Source organism: Streptomyces sp. NPDC058289 (assembly GCF_042880975.1).
GTDB lineage: Bacteria > Actinomycetota > Actinomycetes > Streptomycetales > Streptomycetaceae > Streptomyces > Streptomyces stoeckheimensis.
On the sequence record NZ_JBHVYI010000057.1, the window covers coordinates 15,350 to 34,292 of the forward strand.

The following is an 18,943-nucleotide window of genomic DNA, read 5'->3' on the forward strand; positions in this document are numbered from 1 at the left end:
CTGCCCCCGGCGGGCCCGCCGCACGGCCGGCGGCACTGAGAGCAAGGACTGACATGCCATACGGTTTCAAGGGCGTCCCGCCCACCACCCTGGCCGACTTCCTGGGCCGCGAGCAGGTCATGGACATCGGCATCCGACCGCTGTGGGACGCGCCGCGCGTCGCGGGACCCGCGTACACGGTGCGGTGCGAGCCCGGGGACAACCTGATGCTGCACGCGGCCATCTACCGCGCCGAGCCCGGCTCGGTCATCGTCGTCGAATCGGGTGACTTGGACCACGCGCTCGCCGGCGGCAACGTGTGCGCCGTCGCCCAGCGCCGCGGCATCGCCGCGTTCGTGCTCGACGGGCTCCTGCGCGACCTCGCGGAGGTGCGCGAAGCGGGCTTCCCGGTCTTCGCCCGCGGTGTCATCCCCATCCCGGGCGGCAAGAAGAAGCTCGGCGCCCTCGGCGAAGCCGTGCGGGTCGGCGGAGTGACCGTGCACCCCGGTGACATCGTGGTCGCCGACGAGGAGGGCGTCGTCGTCACCCCGGCCGCCCGGCAGGACGAGATCCTCCGGGCCGCCCAGGACAAGCTGGCGAAGGAGGCGGGGGAATCCCTGGACGCCTGGGAGGAGCAGCACCGCGCGCGCATCGAGCAGGCGTTGGGCGGCCTCGGCTTCACCGGCTGACCGCAGGTGCGCCGGGCCCCTGCGTCAGGGAGCCGTCAGGGCTTGCGCGTTCCGCGTCAGGGGCCCGTCAGGAGTCCGTCGGGGGGAGGGTCGAAAGCCCCTTCGCCGCCGTTCCATGGAGGAGTCGGAGCCAGCGGACGGGGAGGACGGCGCAGTGCGGGGACGAGTCGTGGTGGGGGTGTACGGATCCCTCGGGAGCATTGCGGCATTGCACGCGGCGCACGCCGAGGCCCGGGCGCGCGAGGCGGAACTGTGGGTCGTACTGGCCTGGCAGCCGCCGCTCGGCGGACCGGGCGCCCGGCGCGGCGGGGGAGGGACCGCGCTGCTCACCGCCTCGCGGGAGGCGGCGGTCGAGCGCTTGCGGGAGGTCCTCGACACCGCCTTCGGGGGCGCACCGGCGGGCGTGACCCTGGCCGGGCTGGCGGTCCGGGGCACCCCGGGCGCGGCCCTGGTGGGCACCGTCCGGGACTCCGGCGACCTGCTCGTGGTGGGTACGGGTCCGCGCGGCCCGCTGCTGCGCGCACTGCGGCCCTCGGTGTCCCGGTACTGCCTGAGGCGCGCCCCCTGTCCGGTACTGGCCGTGCCGCCCGGTCCCCTGCGGGCCGACCTGGACGCCGTACGCCGCCGCATCGTGTGGCGGCGGACCTTGGACGCGGGGGACCTGGTCCGGTGGGCGGCGTGACCCGGCCCCGGCTCCGGCCGCGTGACGCGACCGGGCCCGGGGCCCGTGTGCGGCCCTGCTCAGCTGCGGCCGTCGCCGCCCTGCCGGCCGTCGCCGCCCTGCGGGGCGGTCAGCAGGACCTCGCGCAGCCGGGCGACCAGCGCGGAGGCGCTCTCCGGCTCTTCACCGGCCCCCTCGGCGCGGGGGGCCGCGCCCGACAGCTGCTCGAGGCCGTCGGAGAGGACGTCGGCGTAGGCCTGCTCCTTCTCCACCATTCCGCCGGGCTGGCGCAGTCCGATGGTGACCTCGATGGCCTTGCCGATCAGTGCGGTCATCACGAACGAGAACAGCCCGAGCACGACCGTGGCGGTGAGCTGCTTGCTCAGCAGGTCCCAGGAGCCGCCGTAGAAGAGGCCCTTGTGGCCCGTCAGCGTCCCGGTCGCGCAGAGGCCGGCCATGACCATGCCGACGATGCCGCCCCAGCCGTGGATGCCCACCACGTCCAGGGTGTCGTCCACGCCCAGCCGGTACTTCCAGCTGATCGCGAACGCGCAGGTAAGCCCGGCGAGGAAGCCGATGACGGTGGCCCATACCGGGCTCACCCCGCCGGCCAGCGGGGTCATGGCGACCAGTCCGGTGACGGCGCCCATGCACATGTCGAGCAGGCCGACCTGCCGGGTGCGCCACCAACTGGTCACCGCCCAGCCAGCCATCGCCGCACCCGCCGCGAGCTGGCTGTTGAGGAAGGCCATCGCCGCGCCGCCCGGGGTCTCCAGGGAGGAACCGGTGTTGAAGCCGAACCAGCCGAACCACATGAGGGACAGTCCGATGACCACGAGCGGCAGGTTGTGCGGCCGGATGCCCTGGCGGTCGAAGTCCGCCCGCTTGCCCGCGACGATGGCGAGGGCGAGTCCGGCGGCCCCCGATCCGATCTCCACGACCGTGCCGCCGGAGAAGTCGACGGCGCCGAGCTGCTTGGCGACCCAGCCGGCCGGGTCGAACACCCAGTGGGCCATGGGGATGTAGACCAGAAGGGTCCACGCGATGACGAAGGCGATCCAGCCGCCCATCTTCGCGCGGCCCGCGATGGAGCCGGCGATCAGGGCCACGGTGACGACCGCGAAGGACAGGTGGAAGACCACGAAGGTGACCGTGGGAACGGAGCCGGTCAGCGACCGGGCATCGATCCCGCGCAGGAAGGCGTGGTCGAGCGTGCCGATGACGCCGAGCCCGCCGGCATCCGGGCCGAAGGCCAGGGAGTACCCGATCGCGAACCAGAGCACGGTGACGATCACCATGCAGAAGAAGATCATCTTCAGCATGGCGACGATCTGGCCGGTGCGGACCATGCCGCCGTAGAAGAAGGCCACTCCGGGAGCCATCAGCAGCACCAGGGCCGTGGCCATCATCAGCCAGGACGCGTTTCCGGAGTCGGCGACGGCGGGTGCGGCGGAGACCGCCGATACGGCGGCGGCAATCGTGTGCGCGGTCACTTGTCACGCTCTCGTCGGTCCAGTACGGATACGATTTCGGCGAGCAGCGCGGCGTCCTGCTGCTCCGACGCGCCCTTGGCGGCGCCCACCGCGGCGGGCTCGCGGGGCGCGGCCGCGGCTCCGCCGATCCGGTCGCGGATCTCGTCCAGGGTCTCGTTGTCGTAGGCGACCTCCTCGTCCCGGCCGGGTACGTTCTCGTACTCCTCCGAGGTGCGGAAGCCGACGGCCTTGTCGATCGCCTTGGCGATGAGCCAGGTCATGACGAAGGCGAAGGAGCCGACCGCCAGGACGCCGACGGCCTGACGCCACAACTGGTCCAGGCCGCCCCCGTAGAAGAGGCCCTTCTTGCCGCTCATCGCGGCCGTCGCGAAGAAGCCGATGGAGAGGACGCCGACGATGCCGCCCCAGCCGTGCACGCCGACCACGTCGAGGGTGTCGTCGACGCCGATCTTGAACTTCATGTTGATGGCGAAGCAGCACACCACACCGGCGGTGAAGCCGATGATCAGCGCGCCGAGCGGGGAGACCTCGCCGCAGGCGGGGGTGATGGCCACCATGCCGGCGACCGCCGCCGAGGCCACGCCCAGCATCTCCACGTGGCCCAGGCGCCACTTCTCGATGATCGGCCAGCCGATCATCGCGCCCGCTGCGGCCAGTTGGGTGTTAAGGAAGGTGGTCGGTGCGCTGCCCTCGACCTGGAGCGCGGAGCCCGCGTTGAAGCCGAACCAGCCGAACCACAGCAGCGCCAGCCCGATGATGACCAGGGGCAGGTTGTGCGGGCGGATCGTTTCGCGCTCGAAGTCCTTGCGCTTGCGCAGCACGATGGCCACCGCGAGGCCCGAGGCCCCCGAGCTGAGCTCGACCGGCAGGCCGCCGGCGTAGTCGAGCGCGCCCAGGGACTTGTTGATCCAGCCGTCGGCGGCGAACACCCAGTGCGCGGTGGGCACGTAGACCAGCATGGTCCAGGCGACGACGAAGACGAGCCAGCCCTTCATGGTGGCGCGGCCCGCGATCGAGCCGCTGATCAGCGCCACCGTGATGATCGCGAAGGACATCTGGAAGCAGGCGAAGATCACCGTCGGGATGGAGCCGTGCAGGGAGTCCATCCCGATGCCCCGGAAGAAGGCGTAGTCGAGATTGCCGATCATGCCGCCGCCGGAGTCCTTGCCGAAGGCGAGGGAGTAGCCGACCGTGACCCACAGGATGGTCACCAGCGACAGGCAGGCGAAGCTCATCTTGAGCATCACCAGCACGTGCTTGGTTTGGACCATGCCCCCGTAGAAGAAGGCGAGGCCCGGGGTCATCAGCAGCACCATGGCGGTGCTCGCCATCATCCAGGCGGTATTACCCGTATCGTAGCCACTGGGCATCTGGTGGAACTCTCTCTGGTCGTGAACAGGCGGAAGGCGGCGGGGAGTTCAGGTCTTGCGCAGGTCGGGTGCGGGTACGCCGATCAACCTGCGCCGCACAGCGTCCCAGGCGGCCTCGAGCGCCCGGGTCACGGCCTCGGTGTGCTCCCCGAGCACCCGCACCCAGGCCCCGCAGTCCTGCGGCAGCACGCTGACCCCGTACGGGAGTCCGCGGTCGGCCAGGGTCGTGTGCAGCAGGTCGGCGAGTTCGCGGGCGGGGGCGAGCGGGCTGACCGCGAAGAAGCAGGCCATTACGGAACGGCCGGCCAGTACGGCGGGTCCGTCGACGGAGCATCCGCCGGACTCCCCGGCCCCGCCCGGTTCCAGTCGTACGGTGTCCAGCGCGACCAACTCCCCGCCGAGTCGGCGTAGTTCGAGGTCGGAGGCGAAGACCTGGTAGGCGTTGCGCTCGCCGTGCGCCAGCCGGCCGGCCAGGACGGTCTCGCTCGCCAGCACGGTGGCCGTGGGGTCGGCGGTGATCACCGTGCGCTGGTAGAAGCGGGAGTCGACGTAGGGGATGACCGGATCCGGCAGGTATTCGACGTACGCGTCCGGGCCGGCGGTCAGGAAGGTCTGCGCGACGGCGTAGTCGTGCTCCATCCGGTAGACCTTGGTGGCCGCCTGCGTGGTGACGTGCGCCGAGGTGCCGGGGCCGAAGGACAGATCCGTGCGCAGCCGGTCGGCCTGGATGACACCGCCGCCCGTGGACATCAGGAAGGTGATGGGCAGGTCGGGGCGGTACGGGTCGAAGTAGAGCGGCCGCATGATCTGGAGCGGGGACTTCTGGTAGTGCCGCACCAGCTCCGTGCGCCCGCCGACCCGCTCGAAGCCCAGCTCCAGTAGCCCCACCTTGCCGGGGCGCCCGACACCGAGGGTGTCGGGCACCGAGGAGTGCCGCAGCACCTCCAGGGGGACGCGCGGCGGTTCGTAGTGCGCGGCCTCCAGGCGCCCGGGCGGCAAGAGGGCGCGGGGCGGAGTGCGGGGCGGCGTGTGGGGCGGATCTGCCACGACGCTCACGCCGGCACCCGGCGGAAGGACTCGATGAAGTTGGCCACGTCCTCCAGGCCCTGCCCGGTGAGGCAGTTGGTCAGGACCACGGGGCGCCCCTCGCGCACGCGGTGCGCGTCGGACTCCATGACGCCGATGTCGCAGCGGACGTACTGGGCGATGTCGATCTTGTTGATCACGAGCATGTCGGACTCGGTGATGCCCGGACCGCGCTTGCGGGGCATCTTCTCGCCCTCGGCGGTGTCCAGGACGAAGAGGAACAAGTCGACCAGGACCGGGCTGAAGGTGAGGGTGAGGTTGTCGCCGCCCGACTCGTAGAGCAGGGTGTCGACATCGGGAAACCGCTCGAGCATCTCGGCGCCCGCGGCCAGGTTCATCGTCGGGTCGTCGCGCACGGCGGTGTGCGGGCACGCGCCGGTCTCCACGCCCACGACGCGCTCGGGGTCGAGCACCCCGGCCAGCGTGCGGCGGACCTGGCGGGCGTCCTCCTGGGTGTAGATGTCGTTCGTGATCACGGCGGGCCGGTGGCCTCGCGCGATCAGCACCGGTACCAGGGCCTCGATCAGCGCGGTCTTGCCGGAGCCGACGGGGCCGCCGATGCCGACGCGCAGGACGTTGTCCTCGGTCATCAAAGTCACACACCTTAGGGGAAAGACAGCCTGGCGAAGGGATCAAGGAAGAAGGGGGAACGGCGAATCAGGTGGCGAACAGCCGCGCCTCGGCCCGCTCGTGACGGCCCGACATCACGTCGGCCATCGGAACGCACCCGCCGAGGTCCGCGAGTTCACGGCGCAGGGCCGCCCCCGCCACCTCCTCGATGACGGGTGCGATACCGCGCAGCACCACCTGTGCCTTGCGGTGGTCCGTGAGCCGCAGCCGCAGCGCGGCCCCGGTGAAGCTGGCCGAGTAGGCGAACAGATCGCTCACGACGGCCTGTTCGGCCGGGACGCCGGCGGCCGCGTACGCGACCCCGGCGGCCACGGCCTGCGAACCGGGGGCCCGCTTGGCCGCCACGAGCTCCGCGTACTGCTCCAGCGGCTCCCCGCCGACGCACTCGCGGGCGAGGTCCAGCAGCTGGCGGCCGGTCCGGGTGGCGGCGCGGCGCAGCCCCTCGTTCAGCTTGGCCGCGTTCAGCCGCCGGTCGGTCTCGGCCAGGGCCTCCCAGTCACCGGCCAGCGCGGCCCGGTGGGCCAGCGCCAGCGCGGTGGCGTCGGAAGGCCCGACCGAATGCCGCAGCAGGTCGGCCAGCAGTCCGGGTACGCCCTCGGGGGTCACGGCCTTGGCCTGGGCGTAGCCCTCCAGGCCGTGGGAGAGGGTGTAGAAGCCGCTGGGGAAGGCCGAGTCGGTGAGCTGGAGGCTGACCAGCAGGGCCTGTACCGGCGTCACCGCCGCGGGGCTGACCACGGGGGCATTGGCGGCAGTGCTCATGCCAGGTAGAACAGGTGGTTCAGGGGCAGCTCGCGGGCCGGCTCGATGGTGGCCGGCACCCCGTCGAGGGTGACCTTGTAGGTCTCCGGGTCGACGGTGATGACCGGGAGGGCGTCGTTGCGGACCATGTGCTGCTTGCCGACGGTGCGGCAGTGCCTGACCGGCAGGACCTTGCTGTCCAGGCCCAGCTTCTGCGGTACGCCGAGATCGATCGCGGCCTGCGACATGAAGGAGACCCGTGTGGCCTGCTTGGCCTTGCCGTAGGCGCCGAACATCGGCCGGTAGTAGACCGGTTGCGGGGTCGGGAGCGAGGCGTTCGGGTCGCCCATCAGCGCCCAGTTGATCAGTCCGCCCTTGATGACCATCTTCGGCTTGGCGGCGAAGGAGCCGATCGGCCACAGCACGATGTCGGCGAGCTTGCCCGTCTCCAGGGAGCCGATGTGCTCGGCGGTGCCCGAGGCGATCGCCGGGTTGATCGTGATCTTGGCGAGGTACCGCAGCGCACGGAAGTTGTCGTTGCGCTCGGTGTCGCCGTCGAGCTTGCCGCGCTGGTCCTTGCAGTGGTGCGCGGTCTGGAAGGCACGGGTCCAGGACTCGCCGATGCGGCCCATGGCCTGGGAGTCGGAGGAGAAGATCGAGATGACCCCCTCGTCGTGCAGCACGGTCTCGGCAGCGATCGTCTCGGCACGCACGCGCGAGTCCGCGAAGGACACGTCCTCCGGGATGTCGTGCGACAGGTGGTGACAGACCATCACCATGTCGAGGAGCTCGTCGACCGAGTTCACGGTGTACGGCAGCGTCGGGTTGGTCGAGGACGGCAGGACGTTGGGCTCGCCGGCCACCCGCATGATGTCGGGGGCGTGGCCGCCGCCCGCGCCCTCGGTGTGGAAGGTGTGGATGGTGCGCCCGTCGATGGCGGAGCGGGTGTCCTCGAAGAAACCGGACTCGTTCAGGGTGTCCGTGTGCACCGCGACCTGCACGTCGTAGGCGTCGGCGACGTCCAGGGCCTTGCTCAGTGCGGCCGGGGTGGTGCCCCAGTCCTCGTGCACCTTGAGGCCGCAGACGCCCGCCTCGACCTGCTCGATCAGCGCTTCCGGCAGCGAACCGTTGCCCTTGCCCAGCAGGCCGACGTTGACCGGCAGGTCCTCGGACGCCTGGTACATGCGGCCGATGTTCCACGGACCCGGGGTGCAGGTGGTGCCGTTGGTGCCGTCGGAGGGGCCGGTGCCGCCGCCGATGAGGGTGGTGATGCCGTTGGACAGGCCGTGCTCGGCCTGCTGCGGGGCGATGAAGTGGATGTGGGTGTCGATGCCGCCGGCCGTGGCGATCATGTGCTCGCCGGAGATGACCTCGGTGCCGGGCCCGATGACCAGCTTGGGGTGGACCCCGGACTGGGTGTGCGGGTTGCCGGCCTTGCCGAGACCCGCGATGAAACCGTCCTTGACGCCGAGGTCGCCCTTGACCACACCCAGGATCGCGTCCATGACCACCACGTTCGTGATGACCAGGTCCAGGGCCCCCTGCAGGTTCGTGGCCTGCGGGTCCTGCGCCATGCCGTCGCGGATGCCCTTGCCGCCGCCGTAGACGGCCTCGTCGCCGTAGTGGCCCTCGTTGTGGTCCTTCTCGACCTCGACGACCAGGTTGGTGTCCGCCAGGTGGAAGCGGTCGCCGACGGTCGGCCCGAACAGGTCGGTGTACTGCTTGCGGCTCAGGACAGCCATCGCTACTTGTCGCCCTTCTTGGAGGTCTTGGCCTTCTTGGCGGCCGCGGTCTTCGCGGGTGCCTTGGCGGCGGGCTTGGCGGCCGGCTTGGAGGCGGGCTTCGAAGCGGGCTTCGACGCGGGCTTCGAGGGGGCCTCCACGGCCGGCGCGGCGGCCTGCGCTGCCGCGGCCTGCTGGGCCGTCTCCGTCCGGGCTCCCAGGAATCCGAGCTCGACCGCCCGGTTCATCGCGCGGACGCGGGTGTCGGTGGAACCGAGACCGCCGTTGACGAGGGAGCTGAAACCGATCAGCCGGCCGTGGCCGCTGTACGCGGTGAGCTCGACCTCGCGGGTGTCGCCCGGCTCGAAGCGGACGCCGGTGCCGGCGGGGAGGTCGAGGTGCATGCCGTAGGCGGCGTTGCGGTCGAAGTCGAGGGCTCGGTTGACCTCGAAGAAGTGGTAGTGCGAGCCGACCTGGACGGCACGGTCACCGGTGTTGGAGACGGTGACCTTGGCCTTGCGGCGGCCGGCGTTGATCTCTACGGTGCCTTCGCCGTAAAGGTATGTGGCGCCACCTGACATGGTGGTACTTCCCTTCCTTCGGATCAGTGGGGGGAATGGCCGTGCGGGTGGCCGTGACCCTGGCCGTGCGCGTGCCGGTGGCCCTCGCCGTGGGCGTGCGCGTGCGTGTGGTGTGCGTCCGTGTCGTGGGCGTCCGGGTCCGCGTGGTGGTGGTCGCCGCCCGGGCCGTGGGAGTGCGCGTACCCGTGCCCGTGTTCGGCGTCCAGGCCCTGCGCCACGCCGTCCTGACCGTGGGCCAGCCGATGCAGCGCCTCCTGCGAGCGGGTCCGTACGACCTGGGCGATCGCCGCGTCGGAAAGCAGCGGACCGGTGTCCAGGACCCACGCCGGGAGCTCGGTGGGCGGGGCGAACGCGGCCCGGACCAGGGAAACGTGGCCGGCGCCGAGCCGGCGGCACCGCTCCGCGCCCTCCGCCAGGTCCGGGTCGCCGCCGTCGAAGGCGACCTCGACCCAGCGGTGGTGCCCGTACTGGCGCACCAGCCGGGCCACCCGGAACAGATCGGCGTCCTCGAAGGGACCCGCGGCGGGTGCCGTGACCAGAACGGCGGAGGTGTCGGGAGCCTCGCGCACCGCCTTGAGGGCGGCGGTACGGAGCCACGCGGTCAGGTGGTCCACAGTGGCGAAGGGGGGCGCCAGCACGAGCCGCCCGGGCTCCTCCTCCCGGCTCAGCCAGCGCAGCGCGCGGGCGCAGTCGGCGATCAGCCCGGGGTCGCGCCCCAGCGTCATCGGGACCACGCACACCGGCTCGGCCGAGGCGGCGAGCGCCGCGCGCACGGCTTCGGCCAGCGGCCGGCCGGGGTGCACGGCACCTGCCGCGGCGCCGCCCTCGTGACCGCCGGCCAGGATGACGCGAGCCGCCGACTCCGGTGCGCGGCCGGGCCGTTCGGGTGCGATGGCCGCCACCGTTCAGGCGCCGACGGGGTCGTGGCAGGAGACGAGCTTGGTGCCGTCCACGAAGGCGGCCTCGACCTGGAGCAGCGGAAGCATCTCCCGTACGCCCTTCATGACGTCGGCGGCGGAGACGATCTGCTTTCCGAGCTCCATGCACTCGGCGACGGTCCTGCCGTCGCGGGCGCCCTCGAGGATGCCCTCGCTGATCAGGGCGCAGGCCTCGCTGTAGTTGAGCTTGACGCCCCGGTCCCGCCGCTTGCGCGCCAGGTCGGCCACGACGTAGATCCAGAGCTTGTCCATCTCACGGGGAGCGAGATTCATCGGTCACTCACTTTCGGCTCTCAAGGTGGTTCAGGTACTGCCGGCGCTGCTGCCCTTGCTGCGGCGGCTCCGGCCGGGGTGGCGTCAGGCCCGTTGCAGCCGGGGGATCTGGGGGACGGCGGCGACGAAGACGACCGTGGTCAGGACGAACGGCCAGGTGAAGGTGTGGCCGCCGAACGGCGCGAAGAAGGCGGTCATTGAGGCCGTGAGTCCGGTCGCCGCGGCGGCGCCCAGGACGGCGAACGCGAAGCTCCAGTTGGACGGGACGAGGAAGACCCCGCACAGGGCCATCGCAACGAGCACGCTGCTGTAGCCCATGAGCCCCTGCGAGACGCCTTCGGAAGGTGAACCCATCGCCCAGGCGACGAAGATGGCCGTGACGCTGCCGACGCAGGCCATCACCCCGGCCACCCGGCTGGCCAAGAAGATGCCGGCGAGGAAGATCAGGCCGACGTACCACTGCGGCATGAAGAAGATCTGACCGACGTTGGCGAAGAAGGCGCGCCAGAGCTGGCCCCAGTCCAGCTCCGTGGTGCCGCCGGCGGCCGCGGGCAGCGCCGCCAGATCGGGGCCGGTGTGCCACACCCGGGAGAAGCTGGGCGCCGCGATGGTCATGACGCTCGCGATGATGCAGAACGGCGCGGTGAACGTGGGGATGTTCCAGGTGCCGAGGATGGTGGCCAGCGCCGAGGTGACGACCACCACGGTGACGCTGCCGCCGATCGCGAGCAGCAGCGTGGACAGGTGGTCCCACCCGAGGAAGACGGCGAACCCGAGTGAGACGAGGGTGCCGTTGAAACCGCGCAGGCCGGCCGAGACGATCTCGCGGTCGATGCCGAACGCGTAGGCGGTGGCGGTGCCGACGACCGCGCCGAGAAGTCCGTAGAGGGCGTACTGCCAGCCGGCGGCGGCAAGGGCGGCGAGAAAGAAGATGCCCGTGATCGCGCTCGGCATGAAATCGACCTGGGCGACACCGCGCAGGACTTCCTGGATGAAGCTCGCGGGTTGGGCGGGAGGAGCCTGGCGTGCGGGCTCCGTTGCCAAGGCCTGCATTTCATTCTCCCATGTGCAAAAAGAGAGGCCCTCTGAAGGGCCAGTGAATCGGCGGTGCGTTGACGATGACAGTACCGGTGAATCGGGGCAATTCCGCCTGGGCGTGGGCGTGTCGGGGCGATCGGGAGAATGCGGCGGGTTGTCATAAATGTGTTCGTCATTCCCATTCCTGGGACGGGAATAATCGGAATATCGAATGGTGGGGGAGGGGCCCTTCCCCGCGCCCGGAAGGGTCATCGCCGCCGCCGCGATGGCGCGCCGCAGCGGCCCGACCCGCTGCGGTGGTGTCCCTTGGCGGGGTGCGAGTCCTTGTGGGTGCCCGGTGGTGGGCGGAGCTGTCGCCGGCCGCCGGCGCCGCGGTCATGGCGGCCGGGATCATCTCGGCCGGCCTGCACCTGATCGGCCGGGACGCGCTGTCGATCGCCGCACTGGTCGTCTCCGCCGCGCTGTGGCTCGTACTCGCCGCCGACTTCACCGCCCGGCTCCTGGGTGATCGCCGGCGGTTCCGCGCCGAGGCCGACACCCCGGCGGCCCTCACCGCCGTGGCCGCCACGACCGTTCTCGGCGCCCGGCTCTCCCTCCTCGGGTGGCAGTCCGTGGCACTCGGGCTGCTGGTGCTGGCCGCCGCGCTCTGGCCGGAACTGCTGGTCGCCGTACTGCGGCACTGGGGCTACCGGATGCCCGGTGCGGCGTTCCTCGTCTGCGTGGCCACCCAGGGGCTCGCCGTCCTGGCGGGCACCCTGGCCGCCCCCACCGGCCACGACTGGCTCGGCCGGGCCGCGCTGGCCGCCTTCTGCCTGGGGCTGCTGCTCTACGCCGAGGCGCTCGTGCGCTTCGACTTCCGCCAGATCGTCTCGGGCGCGGGCGACCACTGGGTGGCCGGCGGGGCGCTCTCCATCACCGCCCTCGCCGGATCCGGGCTCACGGCGTCACCGCTGTGGACGGGATGGGCCCACGCGGGGCTGCGTACCGTCACCCTGGCCGCGCTCGGCCTCTCCCTGGCCTGGTACGCCGTGCTCCTCGCCGCCGAGGCGGTCCGGCCCAGGCCCCGCTACGACATCCGGCGCTGGTCGAGCGTCTTCCCGCTCGGCATGACGGCGACCGCCTGCCTCTCGGCGGCCGCCCCGACCGGGGTGGCGTGGCTGCGGCCCCTCGGTACGGTGCTGCTCTGGGTGGCGGTCGGGGCGTGGGTGCTGACCTTCGTGGCGTTCCTCGTGGAACGCGGACGTGATCGTCCGCTGAAGTGAGCGGGGGCGGATCGAAATGCCCGAGCGGAACGGCACCGCGGAAAGGGCGGCCTGGAAACGCCGGCTGCAAACGCCGCGCCGAAAGGCCGCCGCCGAAACGCCGGAGGTAAAGGGCTGGAGGTCAAAGTCGAAGCGCCGGAGGTGAAGTGTCGGAGGCGAAGTGCCGCCACGAAAGGCCGTCTTTGTGGCGCAGTCACCCGGAATACCGGTGCGTGCGGCCGGAAAAGGCGTGCGGGCATGGCGGACGGCTGAACACGCGCACCGTGGAGGGTGCTTGTCGAGCCGACGTGCCCGGCGGTCGGCGCGCGCCCCGGAGGCAGTCCGGCCCTACGGCCGTCGCCCGGTGCCGTCCCACCGAGGGGCGAGGGCTACGCAGCCCAGCAGACCCACGGCCAAGGCCAGTGCCCACAAAGCACCATGACGGAGCGTCAGCACACCGCCGGTGAAGGCTCCGAGGAGCAGGGCCACGACCGTCACGAGGCGGCGGAGCGGACCCGGCCCCCACGGGTCGGCCGCCAGTCCGGTCAGGGCCCTGGTGACGACGGTGGTGGTGAGATCGGGGACGGCGAGCCGGTGCACGACGGCGTTCTGCAGGCCCATGCCGAGCGCGAGCAGGGCGATGACGCCAGGCGGTCCGGCGCCGAGCGCGGTCAGGGCGAGCGCCCCGCCCACCAGGACCGTCTGGACCGCCACCAGCGGTGCGAACATCCTGGGCGCCTCGGTGGTCCGCCGCAGCCGTCCGGCGGCCGCCGCCCCGGCCAGGAAGGCACCGACGGCGAGCAGGGAGTCCGGGGCGGACAGGGACCGGTCCCCGGCGAGCGCGAAGCCGAGGAAGACCACGTTGCCCGTCATATTGGCCACGAAGACGTGGCCGAGGCCCAGGTAGCTCACCGCGTCGACCACGCCGCTGACGAAGGTGAGGGCGATCAGCAGCGGGGGCAGCACCCCGTGGGGAGACTCGGCGCCGTCCGCCTCCGGCGGGAACAGCCGCGCGGCCAGGGGGTGCAGGATCCCGTGCCGCCGGGGTGGGGTGGAGGTCATGGGGTGCCTCTGGTCATTGCGCGGGCCGGTCCGCGAGGGGCGGCTTGGGACACCCGGGACGGGGGAGCGGGAGGGGACGTCGTCCCCGGAAATGCTAGCGATGCCGGGCGCACGCGAGGAGGAGCGACCCGCAGGCTCCCGGTCGGCCCTCGGCCCTCGGCCCTCGGTCGTCACGGCCGGGCGGGGACGGGCGGGGACGGGCGGGGACGGGACGTGACGCGGGCCGGCGGGCGGTCCGCCGGGCGGCCGTCGAACCGGGCGCCCCGGCAGGGAAGTTCCCCCTCGGGTCCCGCCCCGACGGCGTTCCTGCCGCGGATCGACGGAGCGCCCCGGGTAGGGTCGCCGCATGGCTTACACGTTCCAGGTCACCATGGACTCCGCCGCGCCGCACGCCCTCGCCGACTGGTGGGCCGAGGCCCTCGGATGGGAAGTCGAGCCCAGCGACGAGGAGTTCATCCGCAAGATGATCGCCGCAGGGCGGGCGACCGAGGAGGACACCACCACCCACCGGGGCGTCCTCGTCTGGAAGGCGGGCCAGGGGATCCGCCACCCCGAGGGCCTCGAGCGGGCGCCCCGCATCCTCTTCCAGTTCATCGAGGAGCCCAAGACCGTCAAGAACCGTCTCCACCTCGACGTCCGCACCGGCGAGGAAGATCCGCGGGCCCTGGTCGAGCGGCTCCTCGCCAAGGGGGCCGAGCACCTGCACGAGGGCAACCAGGGCCCCTTCACCTGGACCACCCTCACGGACCCCGAGGGCAACGAGCTGTGCGTCTCCCATTGACCGCGGCGACCCGGCCCTGGGGCCTGTCGTCAAACTCCCGAGGCCGCCCTTCGGGCGACGACGGGAGTTCGATGACAGGCCCTAGGCTGGACCCGTGAACGTCATCCTCTTCGGCGCGACCGGCATGATCGGACGCGGCGTGCTGCGCGAATGCCTGCGCGACGAGTCCGTCGAAAGCGTGCTCGCCGTCGGCCGCAGCCCCCTCGCCGTCACCCACCCCAAGCTGCGCGAGCTCGTCCGGGCGGATCCGACCGACCTGTCGGTTCCCGGGCCGGACCTGTCCTCGTACGACGCGTGCTTCTTCTGCCTCGGCATCTCCTCCTTCCGCATGAAGGAGGAGGAATACCGGCGGATCACCTACGACCTGACGCTCGCCGCCGCCCGCCCCCTCGCCGCCGCCAACCCGCGGCTGACCTTCGCCTACGTCTCCGGCGAGGGCACCGACAGCACCGAGAGCGGCCGCTCCATGTGGGCCCGGGTCAAGGGGAAGACCGAGAACGACCTGCTGAAGCTCCCCTTCGAGGCGTACATGTTCCGTCCGGGGATCGTGCAGCCGGACCGTGGGATTCCCTCCAAGACCCCCCTCTACCGGGCCGGTTACGCCGTCACCGCGCCGCTCTTCCCGGTCCTGCGCCGCTTCGCGCCCCACCTCGTGACCACCACCGAGGCACTCGGCCGCGCCATGATCGCCGTCGCCGCGGCCGGGCCCGGTGACGCCGGCACCCAGCGGATCCTGCGGCCGCGCGACATCAACCGGTTGGGCGGCGCGGGCCCGAACGGGACGTCGGACCTGCGCTGACGAGCCGATATTCGGTTTCGGCCAGGGCCTCCCGCACCCGAGAATGAGGCATCTCGAACCGGGAGGAACCCCATGAGCCAGGACCGCCTGACTCTGCACGACCTGATGCCCGCGCAGGCGCTGACCGAGGCCATCGACGCCGGATACGTGGCCCGCAAGGCCCACCCCGAGCTGCCGCTGTCCCTCTACAGCTACACCCGGACCGCCCAGTACGAGCAGGTCTGGAACCAGGTCACCACGCGCTGCCGCGGACTCGTCGCCGACGACGTCACCGGCGAGGTCGTCGCGCTGCCGCTGCCCAAGTTCTTCAACGTCGGCGAGCACGAGTCGGGCCGTCCGTACGCGCCGGCCCTGCCGGACGACGAGCCGTTCGAGGTGTACGACAAGGTCGACGGCAGTCTCGGGGTGCTCTTCCACTACGCCGGCAAATGGCGGGCCGCCTCCAGGGGTTCCTTCACCAGCACGCAGGCCGTCTGGGCGCAGCGCCGCCTCGACGGACGCGACACCTCGGCGCTGGTCCCCGGCACCACCTACCTCGCGGAGATCGTGTACCCGCAGAACCGCATCGTCGTGGACTACGGGGACCGCCGCGACCTGGTCCTGCTCGCCGCGTACGGAGCGGACGGCGCCGAAGTGCCGCTCGCCGAAGCAGCCGGTCACTGGCAGGGCATCGGCTCCGTGGTCACCGTGTGGCCCGCCATGCCGCTGGACGAGCTGCTCGCGCTGACCGGGTCCAGCACCCTGCCGGGCGGCGCTGCCGCGACCGGTACGGACGCGGAGGGCTTCGTCCTGCGCTTCGCCTCCGGCATCCGGGCCAAGGCCAAGATCGCCGAGTACGTACGCCTCCACAAGGTGCTCACCGGGGCGACCGAGCGGGACATCTGGCGCGGACACGGCATCCAGCGGTTCGCCGGCCTGCCCGTCAAGCAGCTCGCCCAGGGCCTGAACTGCACCGTCGCCGACATCGAGGCCTCGGGCGGCAAGCCGCTCGACGCGCTGCTGGAGCAGGTGCCCGACGAGTTCGACCACTGGGTGCGCTCGGTGATCGAACGCCTGGAGGCCGAGGCCGCGCTCCGCGAGCGCGCCATCGACGAGGCGTACGCCTCGCTGGCCCACCTGGCGGGCGACCGGGGCGCGTTCGCGCGCGCCGCCAAGGCGACGATCCGCGACAGCGGGGTCCGCGGCGCACTGTTCCAGCGCCTCGACGGCAGGACGACCGAGCTCGTCACCTGGCGGCAGGTGCGGCCCGAGGCGTCCGACCCCTTCACGAACGACGAGGAGAACTGAACCCGTGTCCGAAGCACCCGAAACCGAGACCCCCGCGTCCCCGGCCGCGCCCCCCGCGCTTCCGGTGGTCCACGTCATGACGGGTCTGCCGGCCTCCGGGAAGACCACCGCCGCGCGCGCCCTCCAGGCGGAGTCCGGCGGCCGGATGCGCCGCGTCAACCTCGACGACCTGCGGGCCATGCTCGACGTGCCGGACCCCGAGCGCGCGCGCTCGTACAAGCACGAGCAGACCGTGCTGGACATCCAGGACGCGGCCGTCAGCGCGGCCGTCGAGGGCGGTTTCGACGTGGTCGTCGACAACACCCACCTGACCTCGCACATCCCCAAGCGGCTCAAGGCGGCCGTCGCGGGACGGGCCGCCTTCGTGGTGCACGACTACACCGACGTGCCCGTGGAGGAGTGCCTGCGGCGCGACGCCGCGCGCGAACGGCAGGTCGGCGAGGAGATCATCCGGATACTCGCGGACAAGCACGCGAAGGCCAAGAAGGGCGGCTGGAGGCTCACCGCGGACTGGCTCAACGACCAGCCGGACGTGTCCCCGTACGTCCCCGACCCGGCCCTGCCCACGGCGGTCATGTGCGATATCGACGGCACGCTCGCGATGACCGGTGACCGCAATCCGTACGACTTCACGCGCTGCGGCCTCGACACGCTGAACACCCCGGTGCGCGACGCGCTGCACTCCTTCCGGCGGGCCGACGGCGACATCATCGTCCTGCTGTCCGGGCGCGGGGAGGAGCACCGGGAACCGACCGAGGCCTGGCTGCAGGAGCACGAAGTCCCGTACGACGAACTGTGGATGCGGGCGGCGGGCGACACGCGCCGCGACGACATCGTCAAGGCGGAGCTGTTCAACGCGCACGTACGCGACCGGTACGCGGTCCGGGTCTCCCTGGACGACCGCGACCGCGTGGTGGCCATCTGGCGCCGGATGGGTCTGGCGACCTGGCAGGTCAACTACGGCAACTTCTAGTACGGCCGGTACGGCAGGCACCGCCGCCGGTACGGCGGCTTCCGCCCGGCTCGCCATACTGGGGAGGTGGACGAGACGAACGTACTGATCGTGGACGGTGCCAACGTCGTCGGGTCCGTGCCGGACGGCTGGTGGCGGGACCGGCGCGGCGCCGCCGAGCGGCTGCGCGACCGGCTGGCGCTGCGCGACGAGGGCGAGGAGATCGTCCTCGTCGTCGAAGGCGCCGCGCGGGGCGTCGCCTCGGTGCCCGGCGTACGGGTGGACGAGGCGTCGGGCAGCGGCGACGACCGGATCGTGGAGCTCGCGGCCGCCTGCGCGGAGCGCGGCGGGTGCGTCGTCGTCACGGCGGACCGGGAACTGCGGACACGAGTACGGGCGTACGGTGCGCGGTGCGTGGGACCGCGAACCGTACGCCCGGAGATGCGGCCCTAGGCCCGCCGCGGGGCGGTGCCTAGGAGCGGCAGTAGCGGACCTCGCCCAGGTTCTTGACGTAGCGGGCGGAGACCCAGCGGTCGTCGCGGTCCTTGGCGGCCTTCGCCGACTTCGGGGTCATCGCGCCCTTGCGGTCCTCGTCCAGGGAGTCGTGGTCGTCCCGCTCCTCCAGCAGGTACCAGAGGTTGTTCCCGTCGACCCGCTCGCCGCGCGTCTTGCACTCGATGGAGAGCTTCTCGTGCGGGTGCACCCGGCCCACCTTGTGGGAGTGGGTGGTCGGCCTGTTGCGGACGGTCAGGGGGCCGCGCGAGATGACGACGCCGCGGGCGTGCTTGCGGTTGTCGTACTCGTCGTCCCGGCCGTAGTCGTCTTCCTCGTCATCGACGGGGGACGCCAGGACCGGTCCGCGGGGTACCGAGTGATCGGCCGCGACGGCCGTGCCCGCCCCGACCAGGCCGAGCACCAGGCTTCCGGCGGTGAGGGCGAGGATGGTCCTGGTGGGCTTCAGCATGAGCCGGCTCCTCCGAGAAGACGTCCGCCCGGCCGCGGCACGCGGCACGGGGCGGCAACCAGGCGGTTGCCAGGGACGACTATGGCGACGGAGGACCGGAAGGTCCCGCTGACGCACCGTGACTTCGCCCGATATGCCCAATACGCGGGTCCGCCCGGGGGCGCAACCCGGCTGGTCCGAAGCCCCGGCCCCCTCCTCCGGATGCGGGCACCGCGCGGCGCCGCCAGAGTGGATGCCATGGGTATCGAGGATTACGGCGGCGGCCCCGGCGCACAGCAGACCGGTGTGATGGTCGTGACGACGAACGACGTCCCCGGCTACCGGGTCGAGCAGGTCATCGGCGAGGTCTTCGGCCTCACCGTCCGCTCCCGCCATCTGGGCAGCCAGATCGGCGCCGGCCTGAAATCGATGATCGGCGGCGAGCTGAAGGGCCTCACCAAGACCCTGGTGGAGACCCGCAACCAGGCCATGGAACGCCTCATCGAGCAGGCGAAGGCGCGCGGCGCGAACGCCGTGCTGATGATGCGCTTCGACGTGACGGACGCGGCCGACGTCGGCACCGAGGTGTGCGCGTACGGGACGGCCGTCGTCCTGGTGCCGGCGAGCACCTAGGCCCCTAGGGCGTGTATCGAAAATATTTTCCAGGAGATCGTCAGGCTG

21 protein-coding genes are annotated in these 18,943 nt (G+C 71.8%); 9 read left to right on the forward strand and 12 right to left on the reverse strand.

The window, feature by feature from the left end:
• Positions 1-53 precede the first annotated feature (53 nt).
• Both ACFVX6_RS26505 and ACFVX6_RS26510 read left to right on the forward strand, forming a co-directional pair.
• Positions 54-668 (forward strand): RraA family protein, encoded by a 615-nt coding sequence (locus ACFVX6_RS26505; RefSeq protein WP_389695478.1) that lies wholly within the window; start codon positions 54-56, stop codon positions 666-668.
• A gap of 115 nt (positions 669-783) precedes the next feature.
• Positions 784-1,350 carry a universal stress protein gene (locus ACFVX6_RS26510; RefSeq protein ID WP_389695480.1) on the forward strand — a complete coding sequence of 189 codons (567 nt, stop codon included), beginning with the start codon at positions 784-786 and terminating at the stop codon, positions 1,348-1,350.
• 59 nt (positions 1,351-1,409) lie between these two features.
• Here ACFVX6_RS26510 and ACFVX6_RS26515 read toward each other — a convergent pair whose 3' ends face one another.
• The 10 genes from ACFVX6_RS26515 to ACFVX6_RS26560 all read right to left on the reverse strand — a co-directional run bounded on the left by ACFVX6_RS26515 (position 1,410) and on the right by ACFVX6_RS26560 (position 11,212).
• Complete coding sequence (locus tag ACFVX6_RS26515; RefSeq protein ID WP_389695482.1) at positions 1,410-2,822, reverse strand: ammonium transporter; 1,413 nt, start codon at positions 2,820-2,822, stop codon at positions 1,410-1,412.
• Positions 2,819-4,156 (reverse strand): ammonium transporter, encoded by a 1,338-nt coding sequence (locus ACFVX6_RS26520; RefSeq protein ID WP_389695484.1) that lies wholly within the window; start codon positions 4,154-4,156, stop codon positions 2,819-2,821. Before ACFVX6_RS26520 ends, ACFVX6_RS26515 begins: the two co-directional genes overlap by 4 nt.
• Positions 4,157-4,240: 84 nt before the next feature.
• On the reverse strand, positions 4,241-5,239 hold the full coding sequence (locus ACFVX6_RS26525) for an urease accessory protein UreD (protein WP_389695560.1): 999 nt from the start codon (positions 5,237-5,239) through the stop codon (positions 4,241-4,243).
• A 5-nt stretch (positions 5,240-5,244) separates the two neighbouring features.
• On the reverse strand, positions 5,245-5,868 hold the full coding sequence (gene ureG, locus ACFVX6_RS26530; protein WP_389695486.1) for an urease accessory protein UreG: 624 nt from the start codon (positions 5,866-5,868) through the stop codon (positions 5,245-5,247).
• Positions 5,869-5,935: 67 nt separating this feature from the next.
• Positions 5,936-6,667: an urease accessory protein UreF gene (locus ACFVX6_RS26535; protein WP_389695488.1), complete on the reverse strand. Its 732-nt coding sequence runs from the start codon at positions 6,665-6,667 to the stop codon at positions 5,936-5,938.
• The gene (ureC, locus tag ACFVX6_RS26540; RefSeq protein WP_389695490.1) at positions 6,664-8,388 is read right to left on the reverse strand and encodes an urease subunit alpha; all 1,725 of its coding nucleotides are present in this window, start codon (positions 8,386-8,388) and stop codon (positions 6,664-6,666) included. Before ureC ends, ACFVX6_RS26535 begins: the two co-directional genes overlap by 4 nt.
• 2 nt (positions 8,389-8,390) lie before the next feature.
• The gene (locus ACFVX6_RS26545; RefSeq protein WP_389695492.1) at positions 8,391-8,948 is read right to left on the reverse strand and encodes an urease subunit beta; all 558 of its coding nucleotides are present in this window, start codon (positions 8,946-8,948) and stop codon (positions 8,391-8,393) included.
• A gap of 23 nt (positions 8,949-8,971) precedes the next feature.
• Entirely contained in the window at positions 8,972-9,850 is an 879-nt protein-coding gene (locus tag ACFVX6_RS26550) for a sirohydrochlorin chelatase (protein WP_389695494.1), read from the reverse strand.
• 3 nt (positions 9,851-9,853) lie between these two features.
• Complete coding sequence (locus ACFVX6_RS26555; RefSeq protein WP_243332378.1) at positions 9,854-10,159, reverse strand: urease subunit gamma; 306 nt, start codon at positions 10,157-10,159, stop codon at positions 9,854-9,856.
• Positions 10,160-10,243: 84 nt separating this feature from the next.
• Complete coding sequence (locus ACFVX6_RS26560; RefSeq protein WP_389695496.1) at positions 10,244-11,212, reverse strand: urea transporter; 969 nt, start codon at positions 11,210-11,212, stop codon at positions 10,244-10,246.
• Between the two features lie 299 nt (positions 11,213-11,511).
• Between ACFVX6_RS26560 and ACFVX6_RS26565 the strand changes: the two genes are divergently transcribed.
• Entirely contained in the window at positions 11,512-12,459 is a 948-nt protein-coding gene (locus tag ACFVX6_RS26565; RefSeq protein ID WP_389695498.1) for a tellurite resistance/C4-dicarboxylate transporter family protein, read from the forward strand.
• A 327-nt stretch (positions 12,460-12,786) separates the two neighbouring features.
• Here the strand turns inward: ACFVX6_RS26565 and ACFVX6_RS26570 are convergent, their stop codons facing one another.
• Positions 12,787-13,500: a YoaK family protein gene (locus ACFVX6_RS26570; RefSeq protein WP_389695500.1), complete on the reverse strand. Its 714-nt coding sequence runs from the start codon at positions 13,498-13,500 to the stop codon at positions 12,787-12,789.
• 346 nt (positions 13,501-13,846) lie between these two features.
• Here ACFVX6_RS26570 and ACFVX6_RS26575 point away from each other — a divergent pair, with 346 nt between their 5' ends.
• The 5 genes from ACFVX6_RS26575 to ACFVX6_RS26595 all read left to right on the forward strand — a co-directional run bounded on the left by ACFVX6_RS26575 (position 13,847) and on the right by ACFVX6_RS26595 (position 17,772).
• Positions 13,847-14,281: a VOC family protein gene (locus ACFVX6_RS26575; protein ID WP_389695502.1), complete on the forward strand. Its 435-nt coding sequence runs from the start codon at positions 13,847-13,849 to the stop codon at positions 14,279-14,281.
• A gap of 94 nt (positions 14,282-14,375) precedes the next feature.
• Positions 14,376-15,080 (forward strand): epimerase, encoded by a 705-nt coding sequence (locus ACFVX6_RS26580; RefSeq protein WP_389695504.1) that lies wholly within the window; start codon positions 14,376-14,378, stop codon positions 15,078-15,080.
• A 72-nt stretch (positions 15,081-15,152) separates the two neighbouring features.
• The gene (locus tag ACFVX6_RS26585; protein ID WP_389695506.1) at positions 15,153-16,367 is read left to right on the forward strand and encodes an RNA ligase; all 1,215 of its coding nucleotides are present in this window, start codon (positions 15,153-15,155) and stop codon (positions 16,365-16,367) included.
• A gap of 4 nt (positions 16,368-16,371) precedes the next feature.
• On the forward strand, positions 16,372-17,340 hold the full coding sequence (locus ACFVX6_RS26590) for an AAA family ATPase (RefSeq protein ID WP_389695508.1): 969 nt from the start codon (positions 16,372-16,374) through the stop codon (positions 17,338-17,340).
• Positions 17,341-17,406: 66 nt separating this feature from the next.
• Positions 17,407-17,772, forward strand: a complete 366-nt coding sequence (locus tag ACFVX6_RS26595; RefSeq protein WP_389695510.1) for an NTP pyrophosphohydrolase — start codon at positions 17,407-17,409, stop codon at positions 17,770-17,772.
• Positions 17,773-17,791: 19 nt separating this feature from the next.
• Here ACFVX6_RS26595 and ACFVX6_RS26600 read toward each other — a convergent pair whose 3' ends face one another.
• Complete coding sequence (locus ACFVX6_RS26600) at positions 17,792-18,283, reverse strand: hypothetical protein (RefSeq protein WP_389695512.1); 492 nt, start codon at positions 18,281-18,283, stop codon at positions 17,792-17,794.
• A gap of 237 nt (positions 18,284-18,520) precedes the next feature.
• On the opposite strand from ACFVX6_RS26600, the gene ACFVX6_RS26605 reads away from it, so the two are divergent.
• Positions 18,521-18,895 carry a YbjQ family protein gene (locus tag ACFVX6_RS26605; RefSeq protein WP_112451056.1) on the forward strand — a complete coding sequence of 125 codons (375 nt, stop codon included), beginning with the start codon at positions 18,521-18,523 and terminating at the stop codon, positions 18,893-18,895.
• Positions 18,896-18,943: the final 48 nt, after the last annotated feature.

What these genes read in the sequence shown, in the direction of transcription:
- ACFVX6_RS26505 (WP_389695478.1), top strand. Translation starts at nt 54, where the DNA reads ATGCCATACGGTTTCAAGGGCGTCCCGCCCACCACCCTGGCCGACTTC.
- ACFVX6_RS26560 (WP_389695496.1), bottom strand. Translation starts at nt 11,212, where the DNA reads ATGCAGGCCTTGGCAACGGAGCCCGCACGCCAGGCTCCTCCCGCCCAA.
- ureG (WP_389695486.1), bottom strand. Translation starts at nt 5,868, where the DNA reads ATGACCGAGGACAACGTCCTGCGCGTCGGCATCGGCGGCCCCGTCGGC.
- ACFVX6_RS26545 (WP_389695492.1), bottom strand. Translation starts at nt 8,948, where the DNA reads ATGTCAGGTGGCGCCACATACCTTTACGGCGAAGGCACCGTAGAGATC.
- ACFVX6_RS26535 (WP_389695488.1), bottom strand. Translation starts at nt 6,667, where the DNA reads ATGAGCACTGCCGCCAATGCCCCCGTGGTCAGCCCCGCGGCGGTGACG.
- ACFVX6_RS26585 (WP_389695506.1), top strand. Translation starts at nt 15,153, where the DNA reads ATGAGCCAGGACCGCCTGACTCTGCACGACCTGATGCCCGCGCAGGCG.
- ACFVX6_RS26600 (WP_389695512.1), bottom strand. Translation starts at nt 18,283, where the DNA reads ATGCTGAAGCCCACCAGGACCATCCTCGCCCTCACCGCCGGAAGCCTG.
- ureC (WP_389695490.1), bottom strand. Translation starts at nt 8,388, where the DNA reads ATGGCTGTCCTGAGCCGCAAGCAGTACACCGACCTGTTCGGGCCGACC.
- ACFVX6_RS26555 (WP_243332378.1), bottom strand. Translation starts at nt 10,159, where the DNA reads ATGAATCTCGCTCCCCGTGAGATGGACAAGCTCTGGATCTACGTCGTG.
- ACFVX6_RS26520 (WP_389695484.1), bottom strand. Translation starts at nt 4,156, where the DNA reads ATGATGGCGAGCACCGCCATGGTGCTGCTGATGACCCCGGGCCTCGCC.
- ACFVX6_RS26510 (WP_389695480.1), top strand. Translation starts at nt 784, where the DNA reads ATGGAGGAGTCGGAGCCAGCGGACGGGGAGGACGGCGCAGTGCGGGGA.
- ACFVX6_RS26570 (WP_389695500.1), bottom strand. Translation starts at nt 13,500, where the DNA reads ATGACCTCCACCCCACCCCGGCGGCACGGGATCCTGCACCCCCTGGCC.
- ACFVX6_RS26605 (WP_112451056.1), top strand. Translation starts at nt 18,521, where the DNA reads ATGGGTATCGAGGATTACGGCGGCGGCCCCGGCGCACAGCAGACCGGT.
- ACFVX6_RS26575 (WP_389695502.1), top strand. Translation starts at nt 13,847, where the DNA reads ATGGCTTACACGTTCCAGGTCACCATGGACTCCGCCGCGCCGCACGCC.